The 19,593-nt window shown below is 71.5% G+C and carries 22 protein-coding genes; 21 read left to right on the top strand and 1 reads right to left on the bottom strand.

Translation table 11 applies throughout. The features are described from left to right. Positions 1–484: 484 nt before the first annotated feature. Genes D7V93_RS14495 through D7V93_RS14405 form a run of 19 tightly spaced genes read left to right on the top strand, consistent with a single transcriptional unit; the run spans position 485 to position 17,169 of the window. Positions 485–1,228 (top strand): beta-ketoacyl synthase chain length factor, encoded by a 744-nt coding sequence (locus tag D7V93_RS14495; protein WP_244237312.1) that lies wholly within the window; start codon positions 485–487, stop codon positions 1,226–1,228. Further along, positions 1,221–2,000 (top strand): lysophospholipid acyltransferase family protein, encoded by a 780-nt coding sequence (locus D7V93_RS14490; protein WP_120643982.1) that lies wholly within the window; start codon positions 1,221–1,223, stop codon positions 1,998–2,000. Before D7V93_RS14495 ends, D7V93_RS14490 begins: the two co-directional genes overlap by 8 nt. Next, positions 1,987–2,250 carry a phosphopantetheine-binding protein gene (locus D7V93_RS14485; protein ID WP_120534369.1) on the top strand — a complete coding sequence of 88 codons (264 nt, stop codon included), beginning with the start codon at positions 1,987–1,989 and terminating at the stop codon, positions 2,248–2,250. Before D7V93_RS14490 ends, D7V93_RS14485 begins: the two co-directional genes overlap by 14 nt. Positions 2,251–2,276: 26 nt before the next feature. Continuing rightward, complete coding sequence (locus D7V93_RS14480; protein WP_120534370.1) at positions 2,277–2,537, top strand: acyl carrier protein; 261 nt, start codon at positions 2,277–2,279, stop codon at positions 2,535–2,537. Continuing rightward, positions 2,534–3,085, top strand: a complete 552-nt coding sequence (locus tag D7V93_RS14475; protein ID WP_120643981.1) for a COG4648 family protein — start codon at positions 2,534–2,536, stop codon at positions 3,083–3,085. The genes D7V93_RS14480 and D7V93_RS14475 overlap by 4 nt, the downstream gene beginning before the upstream one ends. After that, a complete protein-coding gene (locus tag D7V93_RS14470; RefSeq protein WP_120643980.1) occupies positions 3,078–4,805 on the top strand; it encodes an ApeI family dehydratase in 1,728 nt (575 codons plus the stop codon). The genes D7V93_RS14475 and D7V93_RS14470 overlap by 8 nt, the downstream gene beginning before the upstream one ends. Then, positions 4,802–5,539, top strand: a complete 738-nt coding sequence (locus tag D7V93_RS14465; RefSeq protein WP_120643979.1) for a glycosyltransferase family 2 protein — start codon at positions 4,802–4,804, stop codon at positions 5,537–5,539. Before D7V93_RS14470 ends, D7V93_RS14465 begins: the two co-directional genes overlap by 4 nt. Then, positions 5,536–6,483 (top strand): lysophospholipid acyltransferase family protein, encoded by a 948-nt coding sequence (locus D7V93_RS14460; protein ID WP_120643978.1) that lies wholly within the window; start codon positions 5,536–5,538, stop codon positions 6,481–6,483. Before D7V93_RS14465 ends, D7V93_RS14460 begins: the two co-directional genes overlap by 4 nt. Before the next feature lie 7 nt (positions 6,484–6,490). Beyond that, positions 6,491–8,014, top strand: coding sequence for an HAL/PAL/TAL family ammonia-lyase (locus D7V93_RS14455; RefSeq protein ID WP_244237311.1), 1,524 nt, complete (start codon positions 6,491–6,493; stop codon positions 8,012–8,014). Then, a complete protein-coding gene (locus D7V93_RS14450) occupies positions 8,004–8,423 on the top strand; it encodes an acyl-CoA thioesterase (RefSeq protein WP_120643976.1) in 420 nt (139 codons plus the stop codon). Before D7V93_RS14455 ends, D7V93_RS14450 begins: the two co-directional genes overlap by 11 nt. Then, positions 8,420–9,028: a LolA family protein gene (locus D7V93_RS14445; protein ID WP_120643975.1), complete on the top strand. Its 609-nt coding sequence runs from the start codon at positions 8,420–8,422 to the stop codon at positions 9,026–9,028. Before D7V93_RS14450 ends, D7V93_RS14445 begins: the two co-directional genes overlap by 4 nt. Next, a complete protein-coding gene (locus D7V93_RS14440; protein WP_120643974.1) occupies positions 9,018–11,315 on the top strand; it encodes an MMPL family transporter in 2,298 nt (765 codons plus the stop codon). Before D7V93_RS14445 ends, D7V93_RS14440 begins: the two co-directional genes overlap by 11 nt. Then, positions 11,312–12,541 carry an NAD(P)/FAD-dependent oxidoreductase gene (locus tag D7V93_RS14435; protein ID WP_120643973.1) on the top strand — a complete coding sequence of 410 codons (1,230 nt, stop codon included), beginning with the start codon at positions 11,312–11,314 and terminating at the stop codon, positions 12,539–12,541. The genes D7V93_RS14440 and D7V93_RS14435 overlap by 4 nt, the downstream gene beginning before the upstream one ends. Further along, entirely contained in the window at positions 12,529–13,104 is a 576-nt protein-coding gene (locus D7V93_RS14430) for a DUF3261 domain-containing protein (RefSeq protein ID WP_120643972.1), read from the top strand. Before D7V93_RS14435 ends, D7V93_RS14430 begins: the two co-directional genes overlap by 13 nt. An 8-nt stretch (positions 13,105–13,112) precedes the next feature. Continuing rightward, entirely contained in the window at positions 13,113–14,294 is a 1,182-nt protein-coding gene (locus D7V93_RS14425) for a beta-ketoacyl-ACP synthase (protein WP_120643971.1), read from the top strand. Then, the gene (locus tag D7V93_RS14420) at positions 14,294–14,761 is read left to right on the top strand and encodes a hotdog family protein (protein WP_167509464.1); all 468 of its coding nucleotides are present in this window, start codon (positions 14,294–14,296) and stop codon (positions 14,759–14,761) included. Before D7V93_RS14425 ends, D7V93_RS14420 begins: the two co-directional genes overlap by 1 nt. Then, positions 14,754–15,485, top strand: a complete 732-nt coding sequence (gene fabG / locus D7V93_RS14415) for a 3-oxoacyl-ACP reductase FabG (protein WP_120643970.1) — start codon at positions 14,754–14,756, stop codon at positions 15,483–15,485. Before D7V93_RS14420 ends, fabG begins: the two co-directional genes overlap by 8 nt. Further along, entirely contained in the window at positions 15,482–16,720 is a 1,239-nt protein-coding gene (locus D7V93_RS14410; protein WP_120643969.1) for a beta-ketoacyl-ACP synthase, read from the top strand. The genes fabG and D7V93_RS14410 overlap by 4 nt, the downstream gene beginning before the upstream one ends. A 17-nt stretch (positions 16,721–16,737) precedes the next feature. Then, entirely contained in the window at positions 16,738–17,169 is a 432-nt protein-coding gene (locus tag D7V93_RS14405; RefSeq protein WP_120643968.1) for an excinuclease ATPase subunit, read from the top strand. 22 nt (positions 17,170–17,191) lie between these two features. On the opposite strand, the gene D7V93_RS14400 is transcribed toward D7V93_RS14405, so the two are convergent. Beyond that, positions 17,192–18,790: a hypothetical protein gene (locus D7V93_RS14400; RefSeq protein ID WP_120643967.1), complete on the bottom strand. Its 1,599-nt coding sequence runs from the start codon at positions 18,788–18,790 to the stop codon at positions 17,192–17,194. Between the two features lie 217 nt (positions 18,791–19,007). Here D7V93_RS14400 and D7V93_RS14395 point away from each other — a divergent pair, with 217 nt between their 5' ends. Continuing rightward, positions 19,008–19,217: a hypothetical protein gene (locus D7V93_RS14395; RefSeq protein ID WP_120643966.1), complete on the top strand. Its 210-nt coding sequence runs from the start codon at positions 19,008–19,010 to the stop codon at positions 19,215–19,217. Further along, on the top strand, positions 19,214–19,593 hold a 380-nt coding region (locus D7V93_RS14390), incomplete at its 3' end, for a DUF2243 domain-containing protein (RefSeq protein ID WP_120643965.1). The genes D7V93_RS14395 and D7V93_RS14390, both read left to right, overlap by 4 nt.

Here is a 19,593-nt window from a genome sequence, read left to right as displayed (position 1 = left end):
CAGCACCACTGCCTGCACCACCACCGCCCGCTTCCACGTCGTCGTGCGTCGCATGAGCTGATCGCCTCCCCGCTGTGAGCCTGGATTGACAGCAAAACGGTAAAAACCGTGACTGTACCCAGGGGGCGCAGCGGGCGCGAACGCAGGGGGAGTCCACCCCGGGAGTGAATACGCAGCCGCTCCGGACGTCCGAGCCCCGCGGCCGCGACCCGTCATCGCCTGCCGTTCCGAATCGCCAGAGAAGGGTTTTTTCCGACCTGCGGGGGCGCGGGAGGCACCACCCCCTGGACAAACCTGCAAGACCTTGAAGGCCGAGGCTCCCGTGCGCGCATCTCCAGCAAAAGCAGCCGCTTGCGGGGGACGCGGGGCATGGGGTGGAGCAGCCCCCCGTCTCCTCGCTGGCTTGGGTCGGGCGCCCAATTGTCACCCTGTGGATGCTTTGCTAAAGGTTGCCTTTGGGAGCGCTTGGGGCCTCCCCGTCAAGATGATGGGATTCACCATTCAGCGCTGGGCCGCATGGGCCCCTGGCCTCGTCGAGCCGGCCGCCTGGGAAGCCTGGCTCTCGAAGCCCCACGCCCTTCCGGCCGAAGGTACGCCCGCGCTGACGGAGATGCCCGCGATGATGCGCCGCCGGGTGGACCGGCTGGGTCGCATCGCGCTGCAGGCCTCCTACCAGGCCCACGTGGACGCTCCTGACGCGCCGGTGCTCTTCGCGTCGCGCTATGGGGACCTGGGCCGCTCGGTGGAGCTGCTCACGCAGCTGGCGCGCTCGGAGCCGCTGTCGCCCACGTCCTTCAGCCTGTCGGTGCACAACGCCATCGGCGCGCTCTACTCCATCGCGCGCGGGGACCCGTCCTCCTACGGCGCCATCGCCGCGGGCGAGGAGACGGTGGAGGCCGCCTTCACGGAGGCGTGTGGCCTGCTGGCCGACGGCGTCCCCCGGGTGATGGTCGTCATCTACGACGAGCCCCTGCCGGCCCCCTGGCAGCACTTCTCCGAGTCCCTGGAGTTCCCGCACGCCTGGGCCTGTCTGCTGGCCGCCAGCACGGGCGCGGACGCCATCCGCCTGGGCTGCCACCCCGGCGCACGGGGTCCGGCGTCGCCGCAGGCGGACGGACTGCCGGCGGACCTGCGCGCCCTGCGCTTCCTGGTGACGGGGGCCGCGGGAGCCTCGCGGTGGGAGCACCCGGTGGGCGCACGGCACTGGCGGTGGGAACGTCATGCTTGAGAAGCTCGAGCGCGCCTGGCGCATCTTCGCCACCGGCCTGTCCTTCGCCACGTTCGGGCTGGGCGGGCTGGCGCTGCGCCTGCTCTACTTCCCGCTGCTCCAGCTGTTCGTGCGCGAGCCTTCGCGGCAGACGCGGCTGGCGCGGCTGGCGGTGCACCACACCTTCCGCTTCTTCGTCGGCTACATGCGCTTCCTGGGCGTGCTGCGCTACGAGCTGGAGGGAGTGGAGAAGCTGTCGCGCTCCGGGCTGCTCATCCTGGCCAACCACCCGACGCTCATCGACGTGGTGTTCCTCATCTCGCTCGTGCCCAACGCGGACTGCGTGGTGAAGGCGAGCCTGGCCAACAACCCGTTCATGCGCGGGCCCATCCGGGCGACGCGCTACCTGTGCAACGACTCCGGGCCCGGGCTCATCCAGGACTGCATCGCGTCCGTGAAGGCCGGCAACAACCTCATCATCTTCCCGGAGGGCACGCGCACCCCCGTCCGCGGGCCCATGCAGCTGCAGCGCGGCGCCGCCAACATCGCGGTGCGCGGCCCCTGCGACATCACGCCCGTGACCATCCGCGTCTCGCCGCTGGGCCTCTCCAAGGGCGTGCCCTGGTGGAAGGTGCCCGAGCGCCCCATGCACTTCATCATCCGCGTGGAGGACGACATCCCCGTGTCGTCCAAGGACGCGGACGCGGGCGATGCGGCGAAGGCCGCGCGCCAGCTCACCACCCGTTTGCACGACCACTTCTCCCGGGAGAGCCAGGGCCATGCTGGAGCTTGAACACGAAATCAAGCGTCTGGTCATCGAGACGCTGAACCTCGAAGACCTCAAACCGGACGACATCGATCCGGCCGCGCCGCTGTTCGTCGAGGGGCTGGGGCTCGATTCCATCGACGCCCTGGAGCTCGGCCTCGCGCTGCAGAAGTCCTATGGCGTCGTGCTCGCGAGCGACTCCAAGGAGAACCGCCGCCACTTCGCCAGCGTGCGGGCCCTCGCGGATTTCGTCAGCACCCACCGCACCAAGTCCTGATCCCTATGAACCAAAGCGGAGCCGTCATGACCAAGCACGAGCTGTTCGAGCGCCTGAGCGCCATCCTGCAGGAAACCTTCGACATCGAGCCGTCGCGCATCATCCCGGAGGCGCGGCTGCACGATGACCTCGACATCGACAGCATCGACGCCATCGACCTGCTGGTGCGCCTGAAGCCCGTCGCCGGCCAGCGCGTGCCGCCGGAGGTCTTCCGCTCCGTGCGCACGCTGCAGGACGTGGTGGACGCGCTGCACGGCCTGCTCGGCAGCGACTCCGCCGCCGCGTGAAGCGGCTGCGTCCGGTGTTGTTGGGGCTCTTGAGCCTCGCGTACCCGCCGCTCGTCTATCTGGGCCTGGGCCACTTCGAGCCCCGCTGGATGGCGCTGCCCCTGGCGGGCATGGCGGTGGTGCGCGCGGTGGCCACCCGGGAGAAGATGTGGCTTGCGGCCGCGGTCGGGGCGCTGGTGCTCGCGGGGTCCAGCATGCTGGGCAACCACGCGCTGCCGCTGAAGCTCTACCCGGTGCTGGTGAACGGCGTGCTGCTCACCGTCTTCGCCACCAGCCTCGCCTATCCGCCCAGCGTGATTGAACGGCTGGCCCGGCTGCGGGAGAAGGACCTGCCGCCCTCGGGCGTGGCGTACACGCGCCGCGTGACGCAGGTGTGGTGCGGCTTCTTCGTCCTCAACGGCGGCCTCGCGCTCGGGACCGCGCTCTGGGCGAGCGACGCCACCTGGGCGCTCTACAACGGCCTCATCGCCTACGGCCTCATGGGCCTGCTCTTCGCCGGCGAATGGGTGGTGCGGCAGCGGGTGCGCGCACGGCACGTCCATGGCTGAGCCGCTCGCGCTCGAACACCTCCTCGTCCACGGCCGTCCCCCGGGTCACCCCGTGGCCCGCCGCGAGGACCGGCTGCTGGACTTCGCCGCGCTCCGGGCCCGGGCCGCAAGCTGGTGCGCTGCCTTCCAGGCGCACGGCGGCCTCCGGCACGCCCTCTTCCTGGACGACGCCTTCGACTTCGCCGCCGCGCTCCTCGGCGCCTGGCACGCGGGCGTGTGCGTCTATCTTCCCGCCGACGCGCGGCCCGCCACGCTGGATGCGCTCCGGGCCCACGTGCACGGCTTCGCGGGCAGGGCCCCGGCGGGCCTGACGCCCCTGACGCCCGTCCTGGACGCCGCCGCGGACTTCCGTCCACTGTCTCCGGACCTGGCCGCGCTGGTCGTCTACACGTCGGGCTCCAGCGGGGAGCCCACCGCCATCCCCAAGCGCCTGTCGCAGCTGTCCCGCGAGGTGGCGACGCTGGGCGCGCTGTTCGACGCCGAGGCGGGGGACGTGCCCGTCCTCGCCACCGTTTCGCACCAGCACATCTACGGGCTGCTGTTCCGGGTGCTGTGGCCGCTGGCGTCGGGCCGGCCCTTCGACGCGCACGGGCTGCCCTACCCGGAGGACATCGTGGCCGCGCTCAAGGCGGGGCCCGCGCTGCTGGTGGCGAGCCCCGCGCACCTCAAGCGCCTGCCGGCCTCGCTGGACTGGGCCGCGGTGCGCGGGAACCTGCGCGGCCTGTTCTCCTCGGGCGGGCCGCTCAGCCCCGAGGCGCTCCAGGCCTGTCGCGACCTGCTGGGCCGGGCGCCGGTGGAGGTCTACGGCAGCTCGGAGACCGGGGGCGTCGCGTGGCGCAGGCGGGACACCGACGACGCCGCGTCGTGGCGGGTGATGCCGGGCGTGGAGGTGCGCGCCGGTTCCGGTTCCGGCGACGACGAGGTGCTGGCCGTCCGCTCGCCCCACCTGGACCTGCCCGAGGGCGCGTGGTTCACGACGGAGGACCGGGCCCGGGCCGTGCCCGGCGGCTTCGAGCTGCTGGGGCGCCGCGACCGGCTGCTCAAGCTGGAGGAGAAGCGCGTGTCGCTGAGCGCCATGGAGCGGGCGCTGGTGGAGGGGGGGCTCTTGCGCGAGGCGCGGGTGCTGCCCCTGGCGGACGGCCACCGGGTGACGCTGGCGGTGGTGGCGGTGCCGGACGCGGAGGGCTGGCGGCTCCAGGAGGCGGGGGGCAGACGCTCGCTGAACCAGGCGCTGCGCGAGAAGCTGGCCCCGCATTTCGAGTCCAGTGCCTTGCCGCGCCGGTTCCGATATCTGGAGGCCATGCCGGTCAACCCCCAGGGCAAATCCACCGAAGCGGCGCTGGCCGCCCTCTTCGACCCCAGGCGTCCTCCGTTCCGCGTGCTGGAGCGCACCTCATCCCCCGGTTCGGAGCGCGTGCTCCTGTCCGTGGAGGCGCAGGCGGGCTCGCCGTACTTCGACGGGCACTTCCCCGGCACGCCCATCCTCCCCGGCGTCGTCCAGCTGGAGTGGGCGCTGCTGCTGGGGCGTGAGCACTTCGCGCTGCCGCCGGACTTCCTGCGGCTGGAGACGCTGAAGTTCCAGCAGGTCATCCCGCCGGACACGCGCCTGACGCTGGAGCTCACCTGGGCAGCGGAGTCCGGACGGTTGGGGTTCAAGTTGACGTCGGACGCGGGCGCTCACGCCAGCGGCCGCATCGTGCTGGGTGGAGGGGTGGGATGAAGGTCTGCGCGGTCATTCCGGTCTACAACCACGGCGAGGCCGTGGGCGCGGTGGTGCAGGCGGTGCGCGGCCACGGCCTGCCCTGCGTGCTGGTGGACGACGGCAGCGAGCCCGGCTGCGCGGCGGTGCTGGACGGGCTCGCGCGCGAGGACAGCACCGGCGTGGAGGTGGTCCGCCTGCCCCAGAACGAGGGCAAGGGCGGCGCGATGATGGCGGGCCTGCGCGCGGCGAAGGAGCGCGGCTACAGCCACGCGCTCCAAATCGACGCGGACGGCCAGCACGACGCCAGCGACATCCCGCGCTTCCTGGAGCTCGCGAAGGCGAGCCCCGACAAGCTCGTGTGCGGTACGCCCGTCTACGACGAGTCGGTGCCCAAGGGCCGGCTGTACGGCCGCTACGCCACGCACATCTGGGTGTGGATCAACACGCTGTCGTTCGCCATCCGCGATTCGATGTGCGGCTTCCGCGTCTATCCGCTGGCGCCCACCGTGGCGCTCATCGACTCAGTGCGCATCGGCAAGCGGATGGACTTCGACGTGGAGGTGCTGGTGCGCCTGTTCTGGCGCGGCATGCGCATCCTCAACCAGCCGACGAAGGTGCGCTACCCCACCGACGGCATCTCCCACTTCGACGTGCTCTGGGACAACGTGCGCATCTCCGGCATGCACGCCCGGCTCTTCTTCGGGATGCTGGTGCGGCTGCCCCTGCTCCTGTGGCGGAAGGTGGCGCGATGAAGTCCCGCCACTGGGCGGAGATGGGGGAGACGACCTTCGTCGCCGGCATCTGGGTCCTGTATTGGGTCCACCGGCTGCTGGGCCGCTGGCCCTTCCGCGTCTGCCTCTACCCGGTGGTGCTGGTGCACTGGCTGAGCCGTCCCCTGCTGCGCCAGGCGTCGCTCCAGTACCTGGACCGGCTGGAGGTCGCGACGGGGGCCCTGGGCCACAAGCCCCACTGGCGCGACAGCGTGCGCCACGTGGTGGCCTTCGCGGAGACGATGCTGGACAAGCTGCTCGCCGTCAGCGGGCGCTACCGCTTCGAGCGCGTGCGCACCGAAGGCCGCGAGGAGCTATACCAGGCGGCGAAGACGGGCCGGGGCGGCGTCATCGTCACCGCGCACATGGGCTGCCTGGAGCTGTGCCGCACCATGGCCGAGCGGCGCGGCGAGGTGAAGCTCAACATCCTGGTGCACACGCTGCACGCGGAGCAGTTCAACCGCCTGCTCAAGCGCCTCAACCCGGAGAACGACTTCCGGCTGATGGAAGTCACGGACATGGGCCCGGCCACCGCCGTCGCCCTCAACGAGCGCGTGGAGGCCGGCGAGTTCGTGGTCATCGCGGGCGACCGAATCCCGGTGAATGCCAGCCAGACCGTGCGCGTCGACTTCCTGGGCCACTCCGCGCCCTTCCCCGTGGGGCCCTACGTGCTGGCGTCGCTGCTCAAGTGTCCGCTGTACCTGCTGGGCTGCATCCACGAGGGGGACGGCTACACCATCCACTTCGAGCGGCTCTTCGAGCGCATCGTCCTGCCCCGGGGCAAGCGCGAGGCCGCGCTCACCGACTGCGCGCGCCACTACGCCGGCCAGGTGACGGCGCTCCTCAAGCGCGCGCCCTACGACTGGTTCAACTTCTTTCCCTTCTGGGATCAGGTGAATGTCTCCGCGAAGCCCCCCACTCTCTGACCTTCCCGTGCGGTTCGACGGCGGACGGCTGACCCTCGAGGACGTGGGCGCCCTGGCACGGCGCGAGCGCCCCGCCGAGCTGGGCACGGCCCCCGCCTTCCGTCAGCGCATCGCGAAGGGCGCCGCGTTCCTGGATCGGCTGCTGGCGGAGGACGGCGTCATCTACGGCGTCACCACCGGCTACGGCGACTCCGTGACGGTGAGCATCCCGCCCGCGCTCGTCGCGGAATTGCCGCACCACCTCTACACGTACCACGGCATCGGCGCGGGCCGGTTCCTCACGCCCGAGGAGACGCGCGCGGTGCTGGCCACGCGGCTCGCCTCGCTGTGCCAGGGCTTCTCCGGCGTGGGCGTGGCGCTGCTCAGCCAGTTGGAGCTGCTGCTCCAGCACGATGTGCTGCCCATGATTCCCGCCGAGGGCTCGGTGGGCGCGAGCGGCGACCTCACCCCGCTGTCCTACGTGGCGGCCGTGCTGTGCGGCGAGCGCGACGTGTGGCACCGGGGCGAGCGACGCCCCGCGGCCCAGGTGCTGGCGTCGCTGGGCATCGCGCCCCTCAAGCTGCGGCCGAAGGAGGGGCTGGCCATCATGAACGGCACCGCCGTGATGACGGCCCTGGCGTGCCTGGCGTGGGAGCGGGCGGAGTACCTGTCCCGGCTGGCCACGCGGCTGACCGCGTTCAACGTGCTGGCGAGCGCCGGCAACGCGCACCACTTCGACGAGACGCTCTTCGCGGCCAAGCCCCACGCGGGCCAGCAGCGCGTGGCGGCGCGGCTGCGCGCGGACCTCGTCACGGACCGGCCGCCGCGCAACGAGCAGCGGCTCCAGGACCGGTACTCGCTGCGGTGCGCGCCGCACGTCATCGGCGTGCTGGAGGACGCGCTGCCCTTCTTCCGCACGCAGATCGAGAACGAGCTGAACAGCGCCAACGACAACCCGCTCATCGACCCAGACGGCGAGCGCGTGCTGCACGGCGGCCACTTCTACGGCGGACACATCGCCTTCGCCATGGACGGGCTGAAGACGGCGGTGGCCAACGTGGCGGACCTGTTGGACCGTCAGCTCGCGCTCCTCGTCGACCCACGCTTCAACCACGGGCTGCCCGCCAACCTCTCCGCGTCCACGGGCGCGCGCGCGGCCATCAACCACGGCCTCAAGGCGGCGCAGATCAGCGTCTCCGCGTGGACGGCGGAGGCGCTCAAGCAGACGATGCCCGCGTCCGTCTTCTCCCGCTCCACCGAGTGCCACAACCAGGACAAGGTGAGCATGGGCACCATCGCCGCGCGCGACTGCCTGCGCGTGCTGGAGCTGACCGAGCAGGTGGTGGCCGCGATGCTCATCGCGGCACGCCAGGGCGTCACGCTGCGCCAGCGGTTGGACCCGGAGGCGAAGCCCGGCCCCGCGCTGGCCCAGATGCAGGCGGACCTGGAAGAGCGCATCCCCTTGCTGGTGGAGGACCGCGCCCTCGACGGTGAGCTGCAGGCGCTGCTCGTCGCCATCCGCCGTCGCGAGTGGAGGCTGCATGAAGCCTGACCTGAGCTGCGAAATCGAAATCGATCCGCCGTTCCACGACTTCGACATGATGGAGATCGTCTGGCACGGCCACTACGTGAAGTACCTGGAGCTGGCGCGCTGCGCGCTGATGCGCCGGTACGACTACGACTACCCGCAGATGCGCGAGTCCGGCTACGGCTGGCCCGTCGTGGACATGCGGCTGAAGTACGTGTCGCCCATCTCCTACAAGCAGAAGATCATCATCCGCGTTGAAATCACCGAGTGGGAGAACCGCCTGCGCTTCGACTACGTGCTGCGCGACGCGGCCACCGGGCGCAAGGTGAACCAGGCCCACACCATCCAGGTGGCGGTGTCCCTGGCGACGGGGGAGATGCAGTTCGTCTGCCCGGAAGTCCTCTGGAAGAAGCTGGGAGTGTGGCCCGAATGAAGCCCCTCGTCCTGTTGACCTGCGCGCTGCTGAGCCTGAGCGCCCACGCCGCGGACCTGGTGAAGGACGTGCGCGCGCGGCTGGTGGACGCGCCGCTCGTGCGCGGCAGGTTCGAGCAGAAGAAGACCGTGGCGGGCTTCAAGAAGCCGCTGGTGTCGAAGGGGGACTTCCTCCTCGCCCGCGACCAGGGCGTGCTCTGGAACACGCGCACGCCGTTCGCCTCCACGCTGACGCTCACCCGCAAGTCGCTGAGCGCCGAGCAGGGCGCGGGCGGCGCGGCCTACCACCTGGACTCCACCAAGGAGCCGGCGCTGGCGGCCATGAATGAGCTGCTCTTCGCGCTGCTCGCGGGCGACGTGGCCACACTCCAGCAGCGCTTCAAGGTGGAGGGCGCGCTGGTGGGCCCCACCGGCTGGAAGCTGGAGCTGACGCCCACGGACGCGGGGCTCGCGCGCGTCTTCAAGCACATCCGCCTGGAGGGCGACGGGTACGTGCGCCAGGTGCAACTGGAGGAGACGCGCGGGGACTCCAGCGTCATCCTCTTCGACGCGCTGGCCCAGACGCCACCGCCGGATGCCACGGAAGCCGAGCGCCTTGGCAAATAGACTGGCCATCCTCTGGGCCCTGGTGGTGCTCGCCGTGGGCGTGCACCAGGTGTCCTTCTGGCGCGCGGCCCACCTGGACACCGACGTGCTCGCGCTCCTGCCAGAGGACGAGCAGGCGCCGGAGGTGGACGCCGCCACGCGCAAGCTCGCGGACGAGGCCGGCCGGCAGGTGGTGCTGCTGGTGGGCGCGAAGGACTGGGCCTCCGCTCAGAAGGCGGCGGACGAGGCCACGCGCGCGATGGAGCAGTCGCGGGACGTGCTGGAGCCCGCCGTGGTGGACACCTCCGCGCTCGACCAGGCGGTGGACTTCTACCGGCCGTACCGGGACCGGCTGCTCACGCCTTCGCAGCGGCAATGGCTCACGCGGGCGACGCCGGAGGAGCTGGGCGGCACGGCGCTGATGAAGCTGTACCAGCCCGCGGGCGCGCAGCTCACGGACTGGAACGTGGACCCGCTGGGGCTGTGGCCGGACTGGTGGCAGGCCCGCGCCGCGGAGACGTCCGCGCGGCCGCGCGACGGGCGCCTGTGGCTGTCAGGTGAAGGCCGCGAGTGGGTGCTGCTCACCTGGAAGAGCAAGGTGTCCGCCTTCGCGCTGGGAGATGGCGCGCGCGTCACCGCCGCGGTGGAGCGGGCGCGGGCGCGCGTGGAGGCGACGGTGCCCGGCGGACGGCTGGTGGCCGCGGGCGTGCCGCTGTACGCGGAGGCCGCCGCCGCGCAGGCGAGCTGGGAGATGTCCACCATCGGCTTCGGCTCGCTGGCGGCGGTGCTGCTGCTGGTGTGGCTGACGTTCCGCTCGCTGCGCCCCATCCTGCTCGTGGGCGTGTCGCTCCTCTTGGGCTGCGCCGTGGCGCTGACGGTCACCGCGCTCGTCTTCGACCGCGTGCACCTGCTCACGCTGGTGTTCGGCTCCAGCCTCGTGGGCGTGGCGGAGGACTACGGCTTCCACTACTTCGCCGCGCGCCAGGGCAAGGCCCCTTCGGAGCGCGGCCCGGTGATGCGCTCGCTCCTGCCCGGCATGGCGCTGGCGCTCATCACCAGCGTGGTGGCGTACCTGGCGCTGGGCGTCGCGCCCTTCCCCGGGCTCCGGCAGATGGCGGTGTTCTCCGCCGCCGGCCTCACCGCCGCGTTCCTCACGGTGGTGTGCTGGTTCCCTTCGCTGGACCGGGGCGCGCTGCCCGTCACGGCCTTCTCCGAGCGCTTCTCCGCGTCCATCACCCGCTGGCCGCGCGTCACGTCCACCCGGGGCTGGTGGCTGACGGGCGCGGTGCTCGCGGTGCTCGTGGCCGTGGGCATCTGGAAGCTGGAGCCCCGGGATGACCTGCGCCAGTTGCAGGGCGCGCCCCCGAACCTCATCGCCGACCAGCGCGAATTGGGGCGCCTGCTGGGGCTGCCCAGCCCCGCGCAGTTCTTCCTCGTGGAGGGGGACGGCGACGAACAGGTGCTGGCACGCGAGGCGGCGCTGAAGCAGCGGTTGGATCCGCTCGTCGCGGAGAAGGTGTTCGCGGGCTACCGCGCCGTGTCTGACTGGCTCCCCTCGGAGGCCCAGCAGCGCGAGGACGCGGCCCTCAGCGCTCGCGTGGAGGCGCAGGCCGTGGCCGCCGTCGCCGCCTCCACGGGCGAGGCCCCTACGCGCGCCGCGTTCGCGGAAGGGCCGCTCACCCCCTCGCGCTTCCTCTCCGGGCCCGCCGCCTCCGCCATCCGGCAGCAGTGGCTGGGGACGCTGGGCTCCCGGCAGTACAGCGTCCTCATGCTGCGCGGCCTCAACGACCCGAAGGTGCTGCCCCGGCTGGAGGCCGTCGCGCACGGGCTGGAGGGCATCCGCTGGGTGGACAAGACGGCGGAGATCTCCGGCCTGCTCGGCCGCTACCGGCGCATCATGGGCGGGCTCATCGTCGCGGGCTATGTCGCGGTGCTGCTCACGCTGGTGGCCCGCTTCGGCCGTCAGGCGTGGCGCGCGTGGCTGCCGTCCGTGCTGGGCACGCTCCTCACGCTCGCCCTCTTCGGCTGGGTGGGCGCGCCCCTGCAGCTCTTCACCGTGCTGGGGCTGGTGCTGCTGCTGGGCATGGGCGTGGACTACGGCATCTTCCTCCTGGAGCACCCTGGTGACGGCTCCGCGTGGCTCGCGGTGGCGCTGGCCGGCGTGAGCACGCTGCTGTCCTTCGGTCTGCTGGGCCTGTCGGCCACGCCGGCCCTTCGCTCGTTCGGTCTCGCCATGCTGCTGGGCGAGGTCACCATCTGGATCCTCACCCCCTGTTTCCGACTTCCACCTGGGAAAGCCACACATTGAAAACTGAATCAGCGGACATCCTCATCATTGGCGCGGGCCCCGCGGGCTCCGTCGCGGCGGGCCTCCTTCGCAAGCAGGGCCGTGACGTCCTCGTGCTGGAGCGCGAGCAGTTCCCGCGCTTCTCCATTGGCGAGAGCCTGCTGCCGCAGAGCATGCAGTACATCGAGGAGGCCGGCTTCCTCCAGGACGTGGTGGAGGCGGGGTTCCAGTTCAAGAACGGCGCCGCCTTCGAGCGCTCCGGGCGGTACACGGACTTCGACTTCCGCGACAAGTTCAGCCCCGGCTGGGGCACCACCTACCAGGTGGAGCGTGGCCGCTTCGACCACGTGCTGGCCCAGGCCGCGGAGCGCAAGGGCGCCACCTTGCGCTTCCGTCACGAGGTGCTGACCGTGGACTTCTCCGGCGAGAAGCCGGAGGTGACGGTGCGGCCTCCCGAAGGCGAGACGTACCGTGTGCAGGCGCGCTTCATCCTGGACGCGAGCGGCTTCGGCCGCGTGCTGCCCCGCCTGCTGAACCTTGAGACGCCATCCAACTTCCCCGTGCGCGGCGCCATCTTCACCCACGTGGAGGACCGCATCCCCGTGGGCACCTTCGACCGGAACAAGATCCGCGTCACCACGCACCCGGAGCACGTGCACGTCTGGTACTGGACCATCCCCTTCTCCGGCGGTCGCTGCTCGCTCGGCGTGGTCGCGAAGAAGGAGTACCTGGAGCAGTACACCGGCACGGACACGGAGCGGCTCCAGGCCATCGTCAACGAAACGCCGTCCCTGCGGGAGCTCCTGAAGGACGCCGTCTGGGACACGCCCACGCGCAAGCTCACCGGTTACGCGGCCAACGTGAAGTCACTGTGGGGCCCGGGCTTCGCGCTGCTGGGCAACGCGGGCGAGTTCCTGGATCCGGTGTTCTCCTCGGGCGTCACCATCGCCTTCAAGTCCGCGAGCCTCGCGTCGGCGTGCATCGCGCGCCAGTTCGCCGGGGAGACGGTGGACTGGGAGCGCGACTACGCGAAGCCGCTCAAGGCGGGCGTGGACACCTTCCGCACCTTCGTGGAGTCCTGGTACGAGGGCGGCTTCCAGGACATCATCTTCCACCCGAACCCGTCCCCGGACGTGCGGAAGATGATCTCCGCCATCCTCGCGGGCTACGCGTGGGACAAGAACAACCCCTACGTCGCCGACAGCAAGCGGCGGCTGGGCGTGCTCGAGGAACTGTGCGCCGTCTGAGCCTCCTCCTCGCACTCACGGGCCTCGTCGCCTGCACCACCGCGCGTCCGAGGCCCGCCGGGCCCCCTGCTCCCACCGAGCCGTTGCCGGAGCTGCGGCTGAAGCCCGCGGCCCTGGGCGCCACGGTGAGCCTGACCCAGCGGCTGGTGTTCGCCCACGAGGCGGACCCGGGCGGCCCCCGCTCCCTGGAGGCGTTGCTGGAGGTGGACCCGGCGCTGATGCAGCTGGCGGGCTTCGCCATGGGTCAGCGCATCCTCACCCTGCGGTGGAACGGCGCCGTCCTGGAGGAGGAGCGCGACCCCCGCCTGCCCGCTCAGTTCCAGTCCGGGCCGGTGCTCCGGGATGTGCAGCTCGTCTACTGGCCGGCCGACGCCGTGCGCGCCGCCCTGCCCGCCGGCTGGACGCTGGAGGACGGGCCGGGGCAACGCACCCTGTCGAAGGACGGCAGGGAATGGGTGACGGTGCGCTACGATGGGACCCCGCGCTGGGAAGGGCGCACCCAGCTCACCAACCTCTCCGAGCACTACCGGCTCACCATCGACTCGCGCCCCGCGGACGAGTGACTGTCTCCATGATGCCTCCCGTCTTCCTCAACCAGCTCGGCCTCGTCTGCGCCCTGGGTGCCGGGAAGCAGGAGGTGTCGCGAGCCCTGTTCGCGACCACCCCCTCCGGCGTGGCCTCCCACGCCGGGTTCGCGGACCGTCCGCTCCACCTGGGCGTCGTCACCGCCGCGCTCGCGTCCCAGGACGCGCTGCCCAGGGCTCAGCACAGCCGCAACAACGCGCTGCTGCTCACCGCGCTCGCCGAGGTGCGTCCCGCCGTGGACGCCGCCATCGCCCGGTTCGGTCCGGAGCGCGTGGCGGTGGTGCTGGGCACCAGTACCTCCGGCATCGGCGAGAGCGAGGGCGCCATCGCCGGCCACCTCGCCACGGGCCAGCTGCCCGCGTCCTTCCACCTGTGCCAGCAGGAGCTGGGCGCCCCTGCCCTGGCGCTCACGCAGCTGCTGGGGCTCGCCGGGCCGTCCTACGTCATCTCCACCGCGTGCTCCTCCAGCGCCAAGGCCCTGGCCAGCGCGGCGCGGCTCCTGCGCGCGGGCACGGTGGACGCGGTGCTGACGGGCGGCGTGGATTCGCTGTGCCGCTTCACCGTCGCGGGCTTCCGCTCCCTGGACTCGGTGAGCGAGGAGCGCTGCAACCCGATGAGCGTCCACCGCCACGGCATCAACATCGGCGAGGCCGCGGCGCTGTTCCTGATGACGCGCGAGCCGGGGCCGGTGCGCCTCTCCGGCTGGGGCGAGTCCTCCGACGCGCACCACATCTCCGCGCCAGAGCCCGGGGGCCGGGGCGCCATCGCCGCCCTCCGCGAGGCGCTGACGCGCGCGGGGCTGTCCCCCGAGCACGTGGACTACGTGAACCTGCACGGCACCGCGACGGTGCAGAACGACGCCATGGAGAGCCGCGCGGTGCACGCGCTCCTGGGTCCGGGCGTGAAGGCCAGCTCCACCAAGCCGCTCACCGGCCACACGCTGGGGGCCGCGGGCGCGCTGGAGGCGGCCTTCGCGTGGCTCACGCTGGTGGACAACCCACAGGGCAAGCTGCCCGCGCACTTCTGGGACGGGGAAGCGGACCCCACCCTGCCGGCGCTGTCGCTGGTGAAGCCGGGCGAGGCGCTGGGGCGGCCGGTGCGGTCGGTGCTGAGCAACTCGTTCGCCTTCGGGGGCAGCAACGCGGCCCTCGTGCTGGAGAACGCCTGATGCGCACCCCCATCGACCTGCCCATCGCGGACCTGGTGCCCCACGGCGGCCGCATGCGGCTGCTCGACCGCGTGCTGGAAGGCGACGCGGAGACGCTGCTCGCGGAAGTGACGGTGCGCGAGGACAGCCTGTTCTTCGCCGATGGCGTCGTGGGCGGCTGGGTGGGCATCGAGTACATGGCCCAGGCCGTGGCCGCCTGGGCCGGCTGGCATGCGCGGCTTCGCGGGGAGGTGCCCAAGGTGGGCTTCCTCCTGGGCACCCGCCGCTATGAGTGCAGCCGCCCCGTCTTCCGGCCGGGGGAGTGCCTGCGCATCGAGGTCCACCGCCAGTTCTTCGCGGACAACGGGCTGGGCCAGTTCGACTGCACCATCACCATCGGGACGGAGACGGTGGCCACGGCGGCGCTGACGGTGTTCGAGCCGCCCGCCGGGCAGGACGTCTTGAGGAGGGGCAACACAGATGGGTGACAAGACGGTGCTGGTGACGGGCTCCAGCCGGGGCATCGGCCGCGCCATCGCGCTGCGCCTGGCGCGTGACGGCTTCGACGTCGTGGTGCACTGCCGCAGCCGGCGCGAGGAAGCGGACGCCGTGGCGGCGCTCGTGCGCGACGCGGGGCGCAAGGCGCGCGTGCTCCAGTTCGACGTGGCGGACCGCGCCGCGACGCAAGCCGCGCTGCTGGCCGACGTGGAGGCGCACGGCTGCTACTACGGCGTGGTGTGCAACGCGGGCATCGCGCGCGACAACGCCTTCCCGGCGATGACGCCCGACGAGTGGGACAGCGTCATCCACACCAACCTGGACGCCTTCTACAACGTGCTCAACCCGCTCACGATGCCGCTCGTGCGCCGCAAGAAGCCGGGCCGCATCGTCACGCTGGCGTCGGTGTCCGGCCTCATGGGCAACCGGGGCCAGGTGAACTACAGCGCCGCGAAGGCGGGCATCATCGGCGCGACGAAGGCGCTCGCGGTGGAGCTGGCCAAGCGCGACATCACCGTCAACTGCGTGGCCCCGGGCCTCATCGACACGGAGATGGTGCCGCCGGAGGTGCTGGAAGAGGCGCTGAAGATCATCCCCGCCCGCCGGGTGGGGAAGCCCGAGGAGGTCGCCGCCGCGGTGAGCTTCCTCATGGCCGAGGACGCCGGCTACATCACGCGTCAGGTGATTTCCGTGAACGGGGGAATGGTCGGATGAGGCGCGTGGTCGTCACCGGAGTGGGGGCCCTGAGCCCCCTGGGGCACGACTGGCGGACGGTGGAGGCGCGGCTGCGCGGGCGCCAGAACGCCGTCCGGGTGATGGAGAACTGGAAGCAGTACCAGGGCCTGCACACGCGGCTGGGCGCGCCCGCCGCGCCGTTCGAGTTGCCGTCGTCCACGTACTCGCGCAAGACGACGCGCACCATGGGCCGCGTGGCGCTGATGGCGACACGGGCCAGCGAGCTGGCGCTCCAGGACGCGGGCCTCCTGGGGGACCCGCTGGTGAAGAGCGGGAAGATGGGCATCGCCTACGGCTCGTCCGCGGGGACGCCGGAGAACATGGGCGACTTCGGGAAGATGATCACCGAGAAGACGACGGAGGGCATCACCGCGACGACCTACCTGCGGATGATGTCCCATACGGCGGCGGTGAACATCGGCGTCTTCTTCGGCGTCACCGGGCGCATCATCACCACGTCCAGCGCATGCACGTCCGGCAGCCAGGGCATCGGCTACGCGTACGAGGCCATCAAGCTGGGCCGGCAGGTGGCGATGCTCGCGGGCGGCGCGGAGGAGCTGGACGCCACCGGCGCCGCCGTCTTCGACACCCTCTTCGCCACCAGCACGAAGCACAACGAGGCGCCGCACGAGTCGCCCCGGCCCTTCCATGCCCAGCGCGACGGGCTGGTGCTGGGGGAAGGCGCGTGCACGCTGGTGCTGGAGGAGCTGGAGCACGCCCGCGCGCGCGGCGCGACCATCCACGCGGAGCTGCTGGGCTACGGCACCAACAGCGACGGCCGCCACGTCACCCAGCCCAACGCGGACACCATGGCGCAGGCGATGCGGCTGGCCCTGGAGGACGCGGGCGTCCCGGCCTCCGCCATCCCGTACGTCAACGCGCACGGCACGGCCACGGACACGGGCGACGTCGCGGAGAGCGCGGCCACGCTCGCGGTGTTCGGGGAGAAGGTCGCCATCTCCTCGCTCAAGAGCTACATGGGCCACACGCTGGGGGCCTGCGGCGCGCTGGAGGCGTGGATGAGCCTCCAGATGATGCGCTCGGACTGGTTCGCGCCCACGCTGCACCTGGACGCGGACTCGGTGGATCCGAAGTGCGCTCCCCTGGACTATGTCATGGGCGAGGGCCGTGCCTTGCAGACGGACCTGGTGATGACCAACAACTTCGCCTTCGGTGGCATCAACACGTCGTTGATCTTCCGCCGCTGGCCCTGACGCCTGGAGAACCCGCGATGAAGAATGCCCTCCTGTTGCTGGCCCTGACGGCCGCGAGCCCCGCGCTGGCGCGCGACACCGTGGTGAAGATCAAGCTGGCGGATGTCCTCGTGCTGCCCGAGGCGAAGGAGAAGCTGGACGGGACGGTGAAGTTCTACCTGGACGGCCAGAAGTCGCCTTCGGTGAAGAAGACGCTGGGCAGTGAAGTGACGAACAAGAAGACCAACGCGGTGGGCAAGTCGGACGAGTTCGCCTGCAAGTGGGCCGCGCTCTCCGCGCTCATCACCCTGCAGGAGGGCGCGAAGAAGAACGGCGCCAACGCGGTGGTCAACATCGTGAGCTATTACAAGAAGGTGGAGTCCAAGAGCGCCACCGAGATTGAATGCCACGCCGGCACCATGGTCGCGGGCGTCGCGCTCAAGGGCGACTACGCCACCGTCGCGAAGTAGTCCCCAGCGCTGGCGCGGCCCGCTACCGCCGCGCCGGCGCCTGGAGGCGGCAGACGGACGCGGGCGCGAGGTGTCGCGACGCCATCCACGCCGCCAGCGCCTCGTCCTGCCGCCGGGCGGCGGCCGCGTCGAAGCGGCGGTTGTCCTGGAGCGTCCAGCCCCGGGGCTGGTTGCCGGAGTAGCCGTTCACCGTGGGCACGCCGCTCTCCATCGACGCCCAGGTGGCATCGAGCTGGTACTTCCAGTCGGGCTGCGTCCCGGCGGTGGGCGCGAAGAAGAAGCTCTCGCACCCGGCCTGGGACTTCACGAGCGACGCCACGGAGTCCACGTCCGCGCGGGCCTCGAAGCGGTCATAGGCGGGGCCCGTCAGTCCCTGCTCCAGCAGGCACAGCGCGCCCAGGCCCAACGCCAGCGCCCCGCGCCCCGCCTGCGCCTGACGCTGGAGGAACAGGGCCACGCCCACGGCCGCGGGCACCAGCAGCCACACGCCAATGCGCGCCAGGGCCCGGATGGCCGCCGCGCCGGGCACGCCGTGGAAGACGAGCCACCAGGGCGTGTACCCGCCCGTGAAGCGTGACGACAGGAGGAGGGTCGCCACCGCCACGACGAGCAGCAGCCGCACGGCGGGCCGCGCGCGCGCCTGCCACAACCCCAAGGCTGCCACGACGGGGGTGACGAGACCGAAGCCCAGCCGGTGCTCCCACGGCATGGGCAGCCGCTGGAACCGGACGAACCCGTTGGTCCACCCGTACAGCCAGCTGTCCGGGCCCAGGTAGAACCAGCTCCAGAAGCGCGGCACCATGTACGTGACGTCGGAGAAGCTGCGCAGGCCCACCGTGCTGACGGCCTGACGCGAGTGCAGGACCAGGGGGGCCAGCGCCACCAGGCCCACGACGCCGAAGCCCGCGAGCGCCGGGAGGTGCCGGCGCAGGGCCGCGAGGAGCGGGCCCCGCGTGTCCCGGAAGGCGAGCGCGGCCCCGAAGGCGAGCAGCAGGAAGAAGAAGAGGAACCAGCCCCAGTAGAAGCCCGCGTAGAGCTGGGCCACGAACGCGCCCACGAGCAGCGCGGCCCACGCCACCCCGCGCCGCCGGTTCGTCTCCGGACGGGAGAGCGCCAGCACCGCGCCCACCGCGAGCAGCGCGAAGAACTGCCCCTGGAGCTGCGGGTGGTTGAGCTGGTTGACGCGCGGCGCGCCCGCCGTGAAGAGCAGCGCCCCCACCACCGCGGGGCCCGCGCGCAACCCGAAGCCGCGCATGAGCAGCCACACCGCCGCAGCGTAGTTCAGCACGGACATGCTGAGCGCCCACGCCTGCCACGACACGTCCGCGTCCAGGCCCAGCGCGCGCCACACCCAGTAGAAGGGCGCGACCCCCAGGAGCACGTCCGAGTACGCGGAGACGTTGGGCTCCGGGAAGAACATCGGCGGATCCCAGAAGCGCGCGTGCCCGGCATCCCCGGAGATGAAGCGCCAGCCGTGCTCCAGGACGTAGTGGTTGAAGCGGACGTCCCCCTCGTCGCCCTGCATCAGGCGCAGGCCGGACAGGAGGACGGGGTGGTGCGCGAGCAGCAGTGCCAGGACGCCGCCCACCAGGACGGTCAGGACGAGGCGGGTGCGATCCATGACACCGGTTTCCATGGGCGCGGTGAGCGTTAGCACACCCCGCGAAGCCCATGGAACGCTCGTTGCGAAACACCAGCGCCCCGGCGCCCCCGTCCCTCCCTGGCTTCAAGGGCAGGGGTGTTGGCGGATAGCGGACGCCGTCGGGAGCGTGGCGCGGGCCCGCTGCGCGCCACGACTAGCGTGTGCGCTTCCACGACGCTTCGCGGAGGTGCCACACATGAGAAGGACAGACCCCCTCACGTTCCTTGGCGCGCTGCTCACCAGCGGCACGGTGCTCGCGTGCGAGACGTGCCGCCCGGCGGTGCAGGCCGGCATCTTCAACGAGCACTTCTGGGGCCGGATGGCCATCACCCTGCTGCCCTTCGGCGTCATCCTCTTCGTCGCGGCCCGGCTGCACGTCATGAGGCCCGGGAAGGTCAGCCCATGAGCCACATGCATCGGGGACCGCTGCTCTCCGCGGGGCTGCTGCTGGGCGTGGGGCTGGGAGGCTTCGTCGACGGCATCGTGCTCCATCAAATCCTGCAATGGCACAACATGCTCTCCAGCCTCCTGCCCCCGGACACCCTGGTGAACGCCAAGGTGAACATGTTCTGGGACGGGCTCTTCCACGCCTTCACCTGGCTGATGACCTTCGGGGGGCTGGTGCTGCTGTGGCGCGCGGGCCAGCGCACGGACGTACCCTGGTCCACGGCCACCTTCGCCGGGTGCCTCCTGGGAGGCTGGGGCCTGTTCAACGTCGTCGAGGGCATCATCGACCACCAGTTCCTGGGCGTGCACCACGTGCACCCCGGGGCGGGTGAGCT

The organism is Corallococcus llansteffanensis (assembly GCF_003612055.1).
GTDB lineage: Bacteria > Myxococcota > Myxococcia > Myxococcales > Myxococcaceae > Corallococcus > Corallococcus llansteffanensis.
Note: the sequence above shows the minus strand (reverse complement) of the source record. Positions and strands in the feature narration are given on the sequence as shown.

Bases quoted from the DNA above. Each gene is read 5' to 3' on its own strand.
- D7V93_RS14495 (WP_244237312.1), top strand. From the start codon at position 485: ATGATGGGATTCACCATTCAGCGCTGGGCCGCATGGGCCCCTGGCCTC.
- D7V93_RS14490 (WP_120643982.1), top strand. From the start codon at position 1,221: ATGCTTGAGAAGCTCGAGCGCGCCTGGCGCATCTTCGCCACCGGCCTG.
- D7V93_RS14485 (WP_120534369.1), top strand. From the start codon at position 1,987: ATGCTGGAGCTTGAACACGAAATCAAGCGTCTGGTCATCGAGACGCTG.
- D7V93_RS14480 (WP_120534370.1), top strand. From the start codon at position 2,277: ATGACCAAGCACGAGCTGTTCGAGCGCCTGAGCGCCATCCTGCAGGAA.
- D7V93_RS14470 (WP_120643980.1), top strand. From the start codon at position 3,078: ATGGCTGAGCCGCTCGCGCTCGAACACCTCCTCGTCCACGGCCGTCCC.
- D7V93_RS14465 (WP_120643979.1), top strand. From the start codon at position 4,802: ATGAAGGTCTGCGCGGTCATTCCGGTCTACAACCACGGCGAGGCCGTG.
- D7V93_RS14460 (WP_120643978.1), top strand. From the start codon at position 5,536: ATGAAGTCCCGCCACTGGGCGGAGATGGGGGAGACGACCTTCGTCGCC.
- D7V93_RS14450 (WP_120643976.1), top strand. From the start codon at position 8,004: ATGAAGCCTGACCTGAGCTGCGAAATCGAAATCGATCCGCCGTTCCAC.
- D7V93_RS14445 (WP_120643975.1), top strand. From the start codon at position 8,420: ATGAAGCCCCTCGTCCTGTTGACCTGCGCGCTGCTGAGCCTGAGCGCC.
- D7V93_RS14425 (WP_120643971.1), top strand. From the start codon at position 13,113: ATGATGCCTCCCGTCTTCCTCAACCAGCTCGGCCTCGTCTGCGCCCTG.
- D7V93_RS14420 (WP_167509464.1), top strand. From the start codon at position 14,294: ATGCGCACCCCCATCGACCTGCCCATCGCGGACCTGGTGCCCCACGGC.
- fabG (WP_120643970.1), top strand. From the start codon at position 14,754: ATGGGTGACAAGACGGTGCTGGTGACGGGCTCCAGCCGGGGCATCGGC.
- D7V93_RS14410 (WP_120643969.1), top strand. From the start codon at position 15,482: ATGAGGCGCGTGGTCGTCACCGGAGTGGGGGCCCTGAGCCCCCTGGGG.
- D7V93_RS14405 (WP_120643968.1), top strand. From the start codon at position 16,738: ATGAAGAATGCCCTCCTGTTGCTGGCCCTGACGGCCGCGAGCCCCGCG.
- D7V93_RS14400 (WP_120643967.1), bottom strand. From the start codon at position 18,790: ATGGATCGCACCCGCCTCGTCCTGACCGTCCTGGTGGGCGGCGTCCTG.
- D7V93_RS14395 (WP_120643966.1), top strand. From the start codon at position 19,008: ATGAGAAGGACAGACCCCCTCACGTTCCTTGGCGCGCTGCTCACCAGC.